The organism is Streptomyces decoyicus (genome assembly GCF_019880305.1).
Taxonomy (GTDB): domain Bacteria; phylum Actinomycetota; class Actinomycetes; order Streptomycetales; family Streptomycetaceae; genus Streptomyces; species Streptomyces decoyicus.
The window spans coordinates 513,939-528,057 of record NZ_CP082301.1; the positions used below are offsets into that span (position 1 = coordinate 513,939).

A 14,119-nucleotide genomic window follows, 5' to 3' on the forward strand; every position below is an offset into this window, starting at 1 on the left:
CCGCCGTGGTCCGCAGACTCGTACGGCGCATCGCCGGCCTGATCGCGACGCTGTTCGCCGCTTCCTTCGTCATCTTCGCGTCCGTCTACGCCGCCCCCGGGGACCCGGCGGTCTTCCTCGCCGGCGGCCGCGACAAGCTCACCCCCGAGAAACTCGCCACCGTCCGTGCGCAGTACCACCTCGACGAGCCGCTGGTCGTCCAGTACGGCCGGTGGTTGTGGGACTGCGTGCACACCGACCTGGGGCGGTCCTTCCGATACGGCGACCAGGTGGCCGATCTGCTGGCCGCCCGGCTGCCCACCACCCTCGAACTCGTCGCTTACGCGACGGTGCTGTTCGTCCTGCTGGGTGTCGGCGCCGGGGTGCTGGCGGCGGTGCGCCGCGGCTGGGTGGACTCCGCCGTCGTCGGCGCCACCACCCTCGCCGGCTCCGTCCCCTCCTTCGTCGCCGCCATCGCGCTGATCTCGCTCTTCGGGGTGCAGCTCGGCTGGTTCCCGGTGACGGGTGGCGGAACGGGCTTCGCGGGAACGGTCCACCACCTCACCCTGCCCGCGCTGTCGATGGCACTGGGCGCGCTGGCGATCATCAGCCGGGTCACCCGGCAGGCCATGCTGGACGCCGCGGCCGCCGACCATGTGGAGGTCGCCCGTGCCTGTGGCGTCCCCGAGCGCGAGATCGTGCTGCGGCATGTGCTGCGCAACGCCCTCGGCCCGATCGTGACGATGTGCGGTCTGGTCACCGCCGGCATGCTGGCCGGCACCGTCGTCATCGAGACCGCCTTCGGGATCAGCGGCATCGGCTCGCTGCTCGTCGGGGCCATCAACACCCATGACTTCCCGGTCGCCCAGGCCGTCCTGCTGCTGATGGTCACCGGCTACATCCTCGCCACCACCGTCGTCGACCTCGTGCACCCGCTGCTCGACCCGCGGATCAAGGCCGCAAGGAGCACCGTATGACCTCCCTCAGCCCGGCGGCGGGGCCCGGCCCCGTAGTTGCCGCCGCTCCCCGCCCGCGGACCAAGCGTCCGGTCGGTCCCACGGCCGCCGCCGGTTTCCTCGCGCTGGTGGTGCTCGCCGCGCTCGGCGCGCCGCTGCTCGCCCCGTACGCGCCGGACGCCATCGATCTGTCGTCCTCACTCACCGGCACCGGCCGGGAGCATCTGCTGGGCACCGACGCCTCGGGCCAGGACCTGCTCAGCCGGGTCCTCTACGGGGCCAGGACCAGCCTGATCGCACCGCTGCTGCTGCTCGCGCTGGCCGCCGTGCTGGGCGTCACCCTGGGCACCGTCGCCGCCTGGCGCGGCGGCTGGGTCGACACCCTGCTCAGCCGGGTCACCGACGTCATGTACGCGTTCCCCGGGCTGCTGTTCGTCGTGCTGATCATCGCGGTCTTCGGCTCCGGCATCACCACCTCGGTGATCGCCCTGGGGCTGGCCTTCGCCCCCACCATCGCCAAATACACCCGCAGCATCGCCCTCGCCGAACGCGCCAAGCCCTATATCGACGCCTACCGCGTCCAGGGGATGGGCGGTGCCCGGATCTGTGTCCGCCACCTCGTCCCCAACCTCGGCCGGTCCCTCGTCGGCTACCTCGTCGTCCTCTTCGGGGAGGCCCTGATGAGCCTGGCCACGCTCAGTTATCTGGGCTTCGGCACCCAGCCGCCCAGCTCCGACTGGGGGCTGATGGTGCAGGAGGGCCAGGCCGCGATCGTCCAGGGGGCGCTGCTGCCGGCCATGGTGCCGGGCTGTGCCGTGGCCGCCGTCGTGGTGGCCTTCAATGTCGCCGGTGTCCGGGCCGCCGACCGACTCTCCGCCAAGGGGTAGCCACCATGCCGAACCCGACCACGCACCCCGCCGCCGCCCCTTCCACGCCCCCGCCGGACGCCGCCCCGCTGCTGGACATCGACCGGCTGACCCTCCACCTGCCCGGCACCGCCCGCCCCGTCCTCGCCGAGGTCTCGCTGCGCGTCGGCCCCGGCGAAATCGTCGGCCTGGTCGGGGAGTCCGGATCGGGCAAGTCCACCACCGCCAAGGCCGCACTGCGACTGCTGCCCGAGGGCGCCCGCGCCGAGGGCACCGTCCAGGTGTCCGGCGCCGATGTGCTGTCCCTGAGCGGGGCGGCACTGCGCGCACACCGCGCCGGCTCCGTCGCCATGGTCCACCAGGACCCGCGCTCGGCTCTCAACCCGGTCCGCAGGATCGGCGACTTCCTCGCCGAACGGCTCGCCCGCAGCGGACTCGACCGCGCCGCCGTACGCGCCCGCACCCTCGAACTCCTGGGCACCGTGGGCCTGCCCGACCCGGAGCGCCGTATCCGGCAGCGTCCCCACGAACTCTCCGGCGGCATGCTGCAACGCGTCGTCATCGCCGGCGCGCTCGCCGCCGCGCCCCGGCTGCTGCTCGCCGACGAGGCCACCAGCGCGCTGGACGTCACCACCCAGGCCGAGATCCTCGCCCTGCTGCGCACCCTGCGCGACGAGCACGGCATGGGCCTGCTCTTCATCACCCATGACCTTCAACTGGCCGCCGCCTACTGCGAGCGGGTGTACGTCATGTACGCGGGCCGGGTCGTCGAGGAACAGCCGGCCGCTGCCCTGTTCAGCGCGCCGCGGCACCCCTACACCCGCGGGCTGCTGGCCTGTTCACCCGACCTGGCCGAGGCACCGCGCGTGCTGCGCCCCATCCCGGGCCGCCCGCCGTCCCTCGCCGACACCCTCCCCGGCTGTCCCTTCCACGCGCGCTGCGCACACGCCGACGACGACTGCGCGACCTGGACGCCGGCCCCGGCCCCGCTCCCCGGCGGCGGCTCCGCGTCCTGCCGCAAACTGCCGGACGACCCGGCACCGACCGCCTCCCCGCCCCCGCCCTCGTACGAGAAGAGGCAGCCATGACCGGCGCACACCCGCTCCACGACCCGGCACACCGGCCCGCGCACGACGGTCCGCCCGTTCTGGCGGCCGAGGGTCTGGCGAAGACGTATCCCCTGCCGGGCGGTGGCCGGCACCGTGCCGCTGACGGGATCTCCTTCGCGCTGCCGCGCGGCGGTTCGATCGGGATCGTCGGGGAGTCCGGGTCCGGCAAGACGACCGTGGCCCGGATGCTCGTCGGACTGGTGCGTCCCGACGCCGGCACGGTGACCGTCGACGGGCACGCCCGCGCACCCCGTACGCCACGGGGCCGGGCAGCGCGGCTGGCCAGGGCCCGGGACATCCAGATGGTCTTCCAGGACCCCTATGTCTCGCTCGATCCCCGGCTCACCGCACGCCAGTGTCTGCACACCGCGCTGCGGCTGCACGGCACGGCACCACGGCACGCCGAACAGCGGGCGACGGAGCTGTTCGACCAGGTGGGGCTGGGGACGCGGGAGGCCGGCGCCCGGCCGCACGGACTCTCCGGCGGCCAGCGGCAGCGCCTCGCCATCGCCCGTGCGCTCGCCGTCGATCCCAAGGTGCTCGTCCTGGACGAGGCGGTGGCCGCCCTGGACGTCTCCATCCAGGCGCAGGTCCTGCAACTGCTGGCCGGGATCCGCCGCGACACGGGGGTGGCGCTGGTGTTCGTCAGTCACGATCTGGCCGTGGTCCGCCACCTCACCGATGAGACGCTGGTGATGCGGCGCGGCCGCGTCGAGGAACAGGGGCCCACGGAACAGGTGCTCGCCGAGCCCGCCGCTCCGTACACCCGGGCGCTGCTGGCGGCCGTGCCACACCGGGGCTGGGACCCCGCAACGGCGACAGCTGCCGCCGCCGCGGCGGGGTTGAGCGCGTAGCGATCTCTTGCGGCGACGCCGCCCCTGGGGGCATCGCGATCACGGGCGAGTGGCCATCAACAGATCGACCACGCGCCCCACCCCCCCAGTCGGGGGTGGGGCTGTCTCCACCGGAACCGAAGAGACCTCCCTCCCTGGCCCGCCCCCGGCCCGGCTCAGGCCGACTGAATCGCGTGCAGCATGTTCAGGCGGGCCGCCCGGCGGGCGGGCCAGATCGCGGCCAGGACTCCGATCACCAGTGCCAGCGCCAGGAAGGCGCCGAGCCTCCCCCACGGCAGGACCGTCTCGTACAGCGGCATGGACGCCGTCGTCAGGCTGCCTCCGGCCCAGGCCAGGAAGATGCCCGTGCCGATCCCGAGCACCGCACCGAACAGTGAGATCACCACCGACTCCAGCCGGACCATCTGCCTGACCCCGGAGCGGTCGAGGCCGATGGCCCGCAGCATCCCGATCTCGCGGGTGCGCTCGAAGACCGACATGGCCAAGGTGTTGACGACGCCGAGGATCGCGATGATGACGGCCATGCCGAGCAGCCCGTACATCATGTTGAGGACCATGGTGAGGGGCCCGTTGTTCTCCTTGACGAGCTGCTCCTGGCTTCGGACCTTCAGCAGCGGGCTGTCGCCGAGCGCGGCGCGGATCTTCCGCTCGAGGCCGTGGGCCTGGCCGGTCTCGGCCCTGACCAGTACGTTTTCGAGCTCTTTGGAGCTGGTGGAGTACGGGAGCACATCGGAGAGCGTGCCCAGCGCGTCATCGGCGGCGCGGGTTCTGGCGTAGATACCGACGACCGTCAGCTTCTTCCGGGCCTTACCGGTGTCCGTACTGGTGTCCTTGGCGGAGTCCGTACCGGTGCCCGTACCGGAGGTCGTGCCGGAGGTCGTGCCGGAGTCCGTGCCGTTGCCCAGCTCGGCGTCGATGGTGCCGCCGACGTGGAGCCCGGCCTGTTGGGCGAACTCGTCGGAGACCGCGATCCTCCCCGGGCCGATGTCGGACAACGAGCCTGCCTGGAAGTCGAGTTGCGCGGCCGTGCCGAACGCCTTCGGGTCCGTGCCGGTGATCACGGCGTACCGGCCCTGGGTGTCCAGGCCCGCCGACGTGACGGGGGCGGCCGCGGCGACCCCGGGCACCCGGGCCACCTTGCCGGCCGCGTCCGCGTCGAGACCGCGGGTGGTGCTGTTGGTGACCTTGTAGTCGGCGGCCAGGCCCTGGGTGGCTTCCCTGACCATGGCGCGCTGGGCGGAGTGCCCGCCGACGGTCAGGCCGGTGATCAGGGCGAGCCCGATCATCAGGGCCGATGCGGTGGCGGCGGTGCGGCGCGGGTTGCGCAGTGCGTTCTCCTTGGCCAGCTTGCCGCTGACACCGAACCAGCGGGTGGTGGCCCTGCCCGCCAGGGTGATCAGCGGCCTGGACAGCAGCGGGGCCAGCACGATCACGCCGAGGAGGGTCAGTACGCCGCCGAGCATCGCGGTCATCAGATGGGACTCGGTGCTGGTCCTGAGCGTGGAGACGTAGAACATCACCAGCACCCCGGCCGCGGTGAGCAGCGTGCCGAGCACATTGCGGACCACCAGGGCGCGGGCGGGCGGGGCCTGGTCGACGCTGCTGAGCACCGCTACGGGGGCGATCTTCGCGGCCTTGCGGGACGGCAGCCAGGCGGCCAGGACCGTGACGGCGACGCCGACCGCGAGGGACGACAGCGGGGCCGCGGGTGTGATGACCAGCGGTCCGTCGGGCAGTCCGGCGCCAGTCGTATTGAGCAGCGGGCGCATGACGGTGGCGATGCCGAGGCCGAGCGCGAATCCGGCGGCGGAGGCCACGAGGCCGAGCAGCGCGGCCTCGATGAGGACGGAGCGGACGACCTGGCGGCGCGAGGCACCCACGGCCCGCATCAGCGCGATCTCGCGGCTGCGCTGGGCGATGAGCATGGTGAAGGTGTTGGCAATGAGGAACACACCGACGAACAGCGCGATTCCGGCGAAGACCAGCAGTGTCTTGGTGAGGGACTGGGTGTTCTTCGCGATCTGGGCGGCCTGCTCGGCGGCCAGGTCCGTGCCGCTGGTGGCGCGGGCACCCTTGCCGGGCAGCAGCGCCCGCACTCGGTCGGTCAGCGCGCCCTCGTCGGTACCGTCCTGGGCCGCGACCGCGATCTCGTCGAACTGGCCGGGGTGGCGGAACAGTTTCTGTGCGGTCGCGGTGTCGAAGAGCGTCAGGGTGCCGCCGGCGGTGACCTGTGGGTCGTCCGTGGTGACGATGCCGACCAGCTTCTTGGTCAGGGCGGGGCCGTCGGTGGCGAAGCGGACTGTGTCGCCGATCCGGTAGCCGGCCTTCTCGGCGGTCTTGCCGTCCAGTGCCAACTCGCCCTCGGCAGCCGGAACGCGGCCTTCCTTCAGCGGGAAGTGGCTGTCCTTGCCGTCCTTGTCCCGCAGGTAGTTGGTGGCCAGGTTCTGCGAGTTGTCGCCGGCGTTGACCGGGCGGCCGTCCCTGCCTGCCAAGGTGGCTTCGCCGTTGACGGCGGGGCGCACCGAGGCGACGCCGGGCAGCGCGCGGATCTTCCGCGCCAGCGCGGTGTCCAGGGCGGTGGTCCGCCGGCCTCCTTCTCCGCCTGCCGGGGTGGCGGGGGCCTCCTCCGCTCGCACGGAGACGGCCACGCCCTTGAGGCTCTTGGCGGAGGCGTTGCGGAAAGCGGTCGCCGTGGTGTCGGCGAAGACGAGGGTGCCGGAGACGAAAGCGACACCGAGCAGGACCGCGAGGGCGGTCATGATCAATCGGGCTTTGTGCGCAAGCACGTTGCGCAGAGCGGTACGCAGCATGGTGATGTGTCAGTCCTGGAAGTATCGGGAGATAGCTGGAGTAGCCGGAGTAACCAGTGGAGGCGGGGGGACTTACGGGATGACGGGAGAGGAAGACGTGCGAGAGAGCCGCGTCAGTTCGTCCGTCCCTGGGTCTCGAAGTGCCGCATGCGGTCGAGCACGGCCTCGGGGGTGGGGGCGGGCAGATCGTCGGTGAGCCGTCCGTCGGCGAGGAAGACCACCCGGTCCGCGTAGGAGGCGGCCACCGGGTCGTGGGTGACCATCACGACCGTCTGCCCCAACTCGCGTACGGAGTCCCGCAGAAAGCCCAGGACTTCCGCACCGGAACGGGAGTCGAGGTTGCCGGTCGGCTCGTCCGCGAAGATGATTTCCGGACGCCCGGCCAGCGCGCGGGCCACGGCGACGCGCTGCTGCTGCCCGCCGGAGAGCTGCGAGGGGCGGTGCCGCAGCCGCCCGGAGAGCCCGACGGTCCCCACGATCAGCTCCAGCCACTCCTGATCAGGCTTACGGCCGGCGATATCCATCGGCAGCGTGATGTTCTCGACGGCGTTCAGCGTGGGCAGCAGGTTGAACGCCTGGAAGACGAAGCCGAGCTTCTCCCTGCGGAGCCTGGTGAGCTGACGGTCTCCCAAGCGGGACAGCTCGGTGTCACCGATACGGGCCGATCCCTGGGAGATGGTGTCGAGCCCGGCCATGCAGTGCATCAGCGTCGACTTGCCGGAGCCGGACGGCCCCATGATCGCGGTGAACCGGCCGCGCCCGAACTCGACGGTCACCGAGTCGAGGGCGACGACGCGGGTCTCGCCCTCGCCGTAGACCTTGGTCAGCCCCGTCGCGCGGGCGGCGACGCCGGAAGAGGCGCCGAGGCGGGTGGCAGCAGTGGCAGGGTGCGACATGGGTACTCCTGGGAAGGGTGCGGGACTCCCGACCATCGTGTCCGCGAGGCACCCCCGGATCCGTCGCCCTCAGGTCGGGACTGCGCCGCCTGCCCAAGGACAGACCCGCCCCAGTCCTGTCGTCCTCATGGACCACAGCTCCTCTGCCCGAAGAGAGAGCGCCGACAGCCCTGCCTGCCCGGAGAGCCCATGCCCCGACCTGGGAGGCGCTCAGTCCATCAGCCCGGCCTGGTGCGCCAGCAGCCCCGCCTGCACCCGGCTGCTGGAACCCGTCTTCTCCAGGATCGACCGGACATGGCTCTTGACGGTCCCCACGCCGATGCCGAGCCGACTGCCGATCTCCGCGTTCGACAGCCCCTCCCCCAGGGTGACCAGCACCTCCCGCTCCCGGTCCGTCAGCCCCGCCACCCTGCTGTCCGGAGCCGGGGGCCCGGCCCCGCCGCCGCTCAGCATCCGGCGGATGACGGTTCCGGTGACGCCGGGTGAGAGCACGGCGTCCCCCGCGGCCGCGGCCCGTACCGCACTGATCAGCTCCTGCGGCCCCTCGTCCTTGAGCAGGAAGCCGGTGGCACCTTCCCGCAGGGCCCTGGTGACGTTCTCCTCGTCGCCGAAGGTGGTGAGCATGACCACCTGCGGTGCTGGGGTGAGGGCGACCAGCGGTTCGATGGCTGCGAGCCCGTCGAGTACGGGCATGCGGATGTCGAGGAGCACCACATCGGGCCGGTGCTCGGCGGCGAGCCGGAAGGCGTCGGCGCCGTTTGCCGCCTCGCCCACCACCTCGATGCCGTCGGCGTGCCGGAGGATCAGCCGGAGGCCGTGCCGGATCATCTCCTCGTCATCGGCGAGCAGCACCCGGATCACGGAACCCGCCCCGGAGCGCACGGAGTTGGCCTGGTCAGTCATGCTTCCTGCTCCCATGGGGCGGTTCGGTCGCCTTTTCGGTCACTATAGGGACCGTGAAACGGTCAATCGCGATCAGCGTGTCCGCACGGAAGCAGTATCGGACGATCTCCAGCCGCCCGCCCTCCGCCCGGTCCGTGTAGGGATACAGGCAGCCCGTGGCGGAACCCGGCCGCGGTGGCTCGCGCCCGGCGGCGGCCGCGCGCGCCACGTCGTCGTCCGGTGCCACGGCGCGCAGCACCCGCTCCTTGGTCATCCCCACCCGGGGCTTTTCGGGGCTCCGGTACGCCAGGTCATAGCGTGAGTGGGAGACCAGCAAGACCCCGAACAGCATCATCACGCCCACCCCCACCAGGCCGAGCAGCCCGGTGACGGCGCCGGCAAGGCGCCGCTGGAAGGCGGAGAGCCCGCCGCCGGGCTCGTCGACGGCGGCCGGCCCGGCGTCGTACGGTGCCGCCTCCGCCGTCTCCGCTCCGGGCCCGGGGTCGGCGGGGAGGCCGGCCGTCACGGCGAAGCCGCCACCGGGCGTCCGGTGTGCCTCCAGGCTGCCGTTGAGCAGCGCCACGCGCTCCCGCAGCCCGGTCAGCCCGCGTCCGGAACCGAGCCCGGTCGCGGCGGCGGGCGGCACGGGCGGCACTCCGTTGCGTACCCGCACCTCCACCCGCTCATCGGTATGGCGGACGACGACGGTCACATGGGCCCCGGTCGCGTACCGGTGCACGTTGGTGAGCGACTCACGCACCACCCGGTGCACCGCCCGCCGCACCCGGGCCGGCCGCGCGTCGAGATCCTGCCCCTCCCAGCAGAACTCGACGGGAATGCCGACGCCGCGCGACTCCTCCACCAGCGCCTCGATGTCCGCACGCGTACCCGTCGCGTCGGTCAGCGCCTCGGTGCCGGTATCCCTCCCCAACGGGCCCAGGACCCCCAGCACCTCCCTCAGCTCCTGCATCGCATCACGGGCGGCACGGCCCACCACGGCGGCCTCGTCCCGCAGACCGGGGGCCTCCTTGAGCAGCGCCATCTCCAGTCCGCCCGCATGCAGGGAGACCAGGCTCAGCCGGTGCCCGACCAGATCGTGCATCTCCGCTGCGATACGCGACCGCTCCCGCACACGGGACTCGCTGTCCGCGAGCCGCTGCGCCTCCTCGGCAGCTGCCGTCCGCTCCCGCAACGCCCGCAGCAGCCGGTCCTGCTGTCCCGCGGCGACGCCGACCAGCCCTGGCACGACGACCGTAATGACGGCGAGCACCGCACTCAGCGCCAGACCGAACAACCAGCTGCCCAGCTCCAGATGGGGCGCGGACACCACACAGACCGCCATCGCCGCGGCCGCCGCCCCGAGCAGCAGCCCGGCACGCCGTCGCGGCGTCTCCAGCTGCCGGGCCGCCGTGTAGGCGGCCACCGCGGTCAGCAGCGCCACCGCGGGCACCGCCCCCATCAGCGCCGCCAGCCCGAGCACACTGGCCACCGGGAACCGGCGCCGCACCAGCACCAGCGCCACGCCGACGAGCGCCAGGGCCGGCGCCCCGCCCGTCAGCCGCGCCTCGATCCACGACTCGCCCTGGTACGTGAGCAGCACCAGCGCCCCGGCCAGGACCGCCTCACCCGCCGCACGCCACAGCTGTCGCCCCTGCTCCCCCGGCCCCGCGAAGGGGCTGCGGGACGGGCTGTTCTCGCTGACCGGTGGAGCGCTGGACGACATGACGTCGATTATCGGGGGCTTCACCACGGGTTGCCCTGCGCCTTGCGGACGATCCGCCTCTACCGAAAGACAGAGGCCGCCCTACCCGAAAGACAGTCGGCGGACCGGTCGAGGGGCCGGCCGGCGGACCAGTCGACGGGGCGGTCGGCGGACCTGCCCGGCAAAGAGACACGCCCTAGGGTCACAGCATGCGCATCGTCTCGGAGCCGCGGACCCTGGGCGATGTGCTGGACTGCCTGGTCACGGTGGGTGCGCTGCTGGGCGTACGCGAACCGGCCGAGGAGCGGCGGGAGCTCCTGCGCGCACGCCTGGCAACGGTGGAGCGGCTGACCGCCGGACTGCCGCGGCCGCGCGTGGTGGCCATCGAGTGGCTCGACCCGCTCTGGCCCGCGGGGCACTGGGTGCCCGAGCAGGTCACCTGCGCAGGCGGCACGCCGCTGCTCGCGGCGCCGGGCGAGCACACCAGACCGATGGAGTGGGCAGCGGTACGCGCCGCGCGCCCCGACGTCCTCCTCGTGCTGCCCTGCGGCTTCAGCCCCGACCGGACGCTGCGGGAGCGCGGTCTGCTCACCGAACTGCCGGGCTGGGACGAGCTGCCCGCCGTGCGCAAGGACGCCGTCTGGGTCCTGGACGGGCCCGCCTACTTCAACCGGCCGGGTCCCCGGGTGGTACGGGGTGCGGAAGTCCTGGCCCACGTCCTGCACTCCGCCGACGCGGGCGACCCCGTGCTGCCGGGTGAGGCGACCCGGCTGTCCGCGGCGGAAGGCTGAGAGCGGGAGGCTGCCGGGTCCAGGAGCCGGCCCCGCTCAGGCCGGTGTGTCCGCCACGGGGTAGGGCACGAAGGTGCTGCTGTTCTCATTGATGGCCAGCGGCTGCCCCAGCGGCGGTACGGCACGCTGAGGGCAGTCGAGGCGCTCGCAGATGCGGCAGCCCATGCCGATGGGGGTGGCGGCGGCGGTGTTGTCGAGGTCGAGGCCGTCGGAGTAGACCAGCCGGGAGGCGTGGCGGATCTCGCAGCCGAGGCCGATGGCGAAGGTCTTGCCGGGCTCGCCCCAGCCGCCGCGGTGGCGGGTGACCGCGCGGGCGGTCCACAGGTAGCGCCGGCCGTCCGGCATGGCGGCGATCTGGACGTGGATACGGCCGGGAGCGGCGAACGCCTCGTACACGTTCCACAGCGGGCAGGTGCCACCGGCGCGCGAGAAGTGGAAGCCGGTGGCGGATTGCCGCTTCGACATGTTGCCGGCCCGGTCGACGCGTACGAAGGAGAACGGCACGCCCCGCAGCCGGGGGCGCTGAAGCGTGCTGAGGCGGTGGCAGACGGTCTCGTAGCCGAGGCCGAACTGGTCGGTGAGCCGCTCGATGTCGTAGCGGCCCTCCTCCGCTGCGGTGTGGAAGGCGCGGTAGGGAAGGATCAGTGCGGCGGCGAAGTAGTTCGCCACGCCGATCCGGGCGAGCGACCAGGTGTCGGAGCCCTCTGCATAGTCCTCGGCCGCCAGCTCGGACAGCTCGTCGCCGAATTCGAGCAGCGCGAGCTGGGTGGCCATCCGGAAAGCCTGCTGGCCCGGACGCAGCAGACTGGACAGATGCAGCACCCGGGCCACGGGATCGTAGCGGTGCGGTTGTTCCGAGTCCGACGCTATGCGTACCCCGTGGTGTCCGGTGAGCCGTGCGGACAGGACCCGCAGGACCTCACCGGGGCGGATGCCGATGTCGCGGGCCAGGCCCTCCGCGGCCAGGTCGGCATCGTGGAGGTAGTTCTGCCGCCGGTAGAAGAACTCACGGATTTCCTCGTGCGGCGACCGCGGCAGGGCCAACTCGTGCCCGTCCCGGCCCTCGGCGGCCACGGCCAACTGCTGGGTCAGGGCGTGGTTGCGCCGGCCGAGCTCCAGCAGGACCGAGGCCGCGGCCGGCATCTGGGTGGCCAGTTGCGCCAGGTCGGACGGGGAGACCTGGGCCGTGGCGACCTCGTTCGCGAGGGTTTCGCGCAGGTCGGCGACGAGGCGGCTGGTGTCCCGCTCCGAGAAGAAGCTCGCGTCGACGCCGAAGGTCTCGGTCAGCCGCAGGAGCACCGGGACGGTGAGCGGCCGTGAGTCATGCTCCATCTGGTTGAGGTAGCTGGGCGAGATCTCCAGCCTCCGCGCAAGCTCCGCCTGACTGAGCCTGCGCTCCTCCCGCAACCGCCTCAGTCGCGCGCCCGCATAGATCTTGCTCACCGGAACTCTCCTTCGCCGATGCCCGAGCCTACGCGGAACAGCTCCCTCAGGCGAGGTTGGCAAACTTAACAAAGTGCCGGGGAAAGATTCGCGGAAGTTGGCATTCATCCCTGCTTGTTGGCACTAAGTGCCACTGCCAGAGTCGTCCTACGGCCCGCCGCACCGCGGCAGCCGAACCGGGACTCCGGAGCGATATCACGCCCTGACGTCGCACGATTCGGTGTCTCGGCCCGGCGCTCCGGGCGCATTGCTCACCGTTCCACACACCGGGCGGGGCGGCGGGCCGTGTGCACCACAGGCGGCACCAAGTGACATGCGTTTGCACACTTCACAGGCATGACAAGCACGATGCACTTCACGCGATCCGGGAGACGGTCATGACGCAGGCAGGGACGACGAAGGCGACGGCCGAGGAGCTGGCGCAGCGGTGGGCAACGGACCCGCGCTGGAAGGGGATCGAGCGTACCTACACCGCAGAGGATGTCGTGCGGCTGTCCGGCAGCGTGCGCGAGGAGCACACCCTCGCCCGCCGGGGCGCCGAGCGGCTGTGGCGGCAGCTGCACACCCAGGACTACCTTCACGCCCTCGGAGCGTTGACCGGCGGCCAGGCGGTGCAGCAGGTCAAGGCCGGCCTTCAGGCCATCTACCTCTCCGGGTGGCAAGTCGCGGCGGACGCCAACCAGGCCGGCCACACCTACCCCGACCAGAGCCTCTACCCCGCCAACTCCGTCCCGCAGGTGGTGCGCCGGATCAACAACGCGCTGCTGCGCGCGGACCAGATCGCCACCGCCGAGGGCGGATCGGACACCACCGACTGGCTCGCGCCGATCGTCGCCGACGCGGAGGCCGGCTTCGGCGGGCCGCTCAACGCCTTCGAGCTGACCAAGGCGATGATCGAGGCCGGCGCCGCCGGTATCCACTACGAGGACCAGCTCGCGTCCGAGAAGAAGTGCGGGCACCTGGGCGGCAAGGTCCTGGTGCCCACCGGCCAGCACATCCGCACCCTCAACGCCGCCCGCCTCGCCGCCGATATCGCCGATGTGCCGACCGTGATCGTGGCCCGTACGGACGCGCTCGCCGCGAATCTCCTCACCAGCGACATCGACGAGCGCGACGCCCAGTTCGTCACCGGCGAGCGGACCGCCGAGGGCTTCTACCGGGTCCAGAACGGCATGGCCCCGGTCATCGCCCGCGGCCTGGCCTACGCCCCGTACGCGGACCTCATCTGGGTGGAGACGGGCACGCCCGACCTGGCGCAGGCCCGGGAGTTCGCCGAGGCCATCCACGCCGAGCACCCCGACCAGATGCTCGCCTACAACTGCTCGCCGTCCTTCAACTGGAAGGCCGCCCTCGACGACGACCAGATCGCCAAGTTCCAGCGGGAACTGGCCGCGATGGGCTACCGCTTCCAGTTCATCACCCTGGCCGGGTTCCACTCCCTCAACCACGCGATGTTCGACCTGGCCCGCGGCTACGCGGAGTCCGGTATGACGGCCTACGTCGACCTCCAGGAGAAGGAGTTCGCCGCCCAGGAGCAGGGTTTCACCGCCGTCAAGCACCAGCGCGAGGTCGGCACCGGCTACTTCGACCAGGTCTCCACCGCCCTCAACCCGGCCTCCTCGACCACCGCGCTGCGCGGCTCCACCGAAGAGGAGCAGTTCCACTAGGAACGGCCCGGTCTCTCCGGGCGACCCGGGCCCGTTGACCCGGCTGTTCACCGGGCTGTCGGCCCGGCTGTTGACCCCTGTGGCTCGGCGCGTATGCGTCCAGCCACCGCATATCCAGGTGCGGGCCGGACGGCCGTCCGCGTCCGGCCCGCACCGCTCCCCCG

11 protein-coding genes are annotated in these 14,119 nt (G+C 72.1%); 6 read left to right on the plus strand and 5 right to left on the minus strand.

Annotated elements, in window-relative coordinates; genetic code table 11:
* The first annotated feature begins 5 nt into the window (after positions 1-5).
* The 4 genes from K7C20_RS02280 to K7C20_RS02295 are packed head-to-tail and all read left to right on the plus strand — an operon-like array spanning position 6 to position 3,764.
* Positions 6-956, plus strand: coding sequence for an ABC transporter permease (locus tag K7C20_RS02280; protein WP_030081871.1), 951 nt, complete (start codon positions 6-8; stop codon positions 954-956).
* Positions 953-1,822: an ABC transporter permease gene (locus K7C20_RS02285; RefSeq protein ID WP_030081873.1), complete on the plus strand. Its 870-nt coding sequence runs from the start codon at positions 953-955 to the stop codon at positions 1,820-1,822. Before K7C20_RS02280 ends, K7C20_RS02285 begins: the two co-directional genes overlap by 4 nt.
* A 5-nt stretch (positions 1,823-1,827) precedes the next feature.
* Positions 1,828-2,889, plus strand: coding sequence for an ABC transporter ATP-binding protein (locus K7C20_RS02290; protein ID WP_048829484.1), 1,062 nt, complete (start codon positions 1,828-1,830; stop codon positions 2,887-2,889).
* Positions 2,886-3,764 carry an ABC transporter ATP-binding protein gene (locus tag K7C20_RS02295; RefSeq protein WP_053210069.1) on the plus strand — a complete coding sequence of 293 codons (879 nt, stop codon included), beginning with the start codon at positions 2,886-2,888 and terminating at the stop codon, positions 3,762-3,764. The genes K7C20_RS02290 and K7C20_RS02295 overlap by 4 nt, the downstream gene beginning before the upstream one ends.
* A gap of 155 nt (positions 3,765-3,919) precedes the next feature.
* Here the strand turns inward: K7C20_RS02295 and K7C20_RS02300 are convergent, their stop codons facing one another.
* The 4 genes from K7C20_RS02300 to K7C20_RS02315 all read right to left on the minus strand — a co-directional run bounded on the left by K7C20_RS02300 (position 3,920) and on the right by K7C20_RS02315 (position 10,075).
* Complete coding sequence (locus K7C20_RS02300) at positions 3,920-6,574, minus strand: ABC transporter permease (protein ID WP_053210068.1); 2,655 nt, start codon at positions 6,572-6,574, stop codon at positions 3,920-3,922.
* 113 nt (positions 6,575-6,687) lie between these two features.
* Positions 6,688-7,470, minus strand: a complete 783-nt coding sequence (locus K7C20_RS02305) for an ABC transporter ATP-binding protein (RefSeq protein WP_053210067.1) — start codon at positions 7,468-7,470, stop codon at positions 6,688-6,690.
* A gap of 210 nt (positions 7,471-7,680) precedes the next feature.
* The gene (locus K7C20_RS02310) at positions 7,681-8,373 is read right to left on the minus strand and encodes a response regulator (RefSeq protein ID WP_048829486.1); all 693 of its coding nucleotides are present in this window, start codon (positions 8,371-8,373) and stop codon (positions 7,681-7,683) included.
* Positions 8,366-10,075, minus strand: a complete 1,710-nt coding sequence (locus K7C20_RS02315) for a sensor histidine kinase (protein WP_053210066.1) — start codon at positions 10,073-10,075, stop codon at positions 8,366-8,368. Before K7C20_RS02315 ends, K7C20_RS02310 begins: the two co-directional genes overlap by 8 nt.
* Before the next feature lie 188 nt (positions 10,076-10,263).
* On the opposite strand from K7C20_RS02315, the gene K7C20_RS02320 reads away from it, so the two are divergent.
* On the plus strand, positions 10,264-10,845 hold the full coding sequence (locus K7C20_RS02320; RefSeq protein ID WP_245171673.1) for a TroA family protein: 582 nt from the start codon (positions 10,264-10,266) through the stop codon (positions 10,843-10,845).
* A 36-nt stretch (positions 10,846-10,881) separates the two neighbouring features.
* Here K7C20_RS02320 and K7C20_RS02325 read toward each other — a convergent pair whose 3' ends face one another.
* Positions 10,882-12,288 (minus strand): short-chain fatty acyl-CoA regulator family protein, encoded by a 1,407-nt coding sequence (locus K7C20_RS02325; protein ID WP_030081889.1) that lies wholly within the window; start codon positions 12,286-12,288, stop codon positions 10,882-10,884.
* A 377-nt stretch (positions 12,289-12,665) separates the two neighbouring features.
* On the opposite strand from K7C20_RS02325, the gene aceA reads away from it, so the two are divergent.
* Positions 12,666-13,955: an isocitrate lyase gene (aceA, locus tag K7C20_RS02330; RefSeq protein WP_030081890.1), complete on the plus strand. Its 1,290-nt coding sequence runs from the start codon at positions 12,666-12,668 to the stop codon at positions 13,953-13,955.
* Positions 13,956-14,119: the final 164 nt, after the last annotated feature.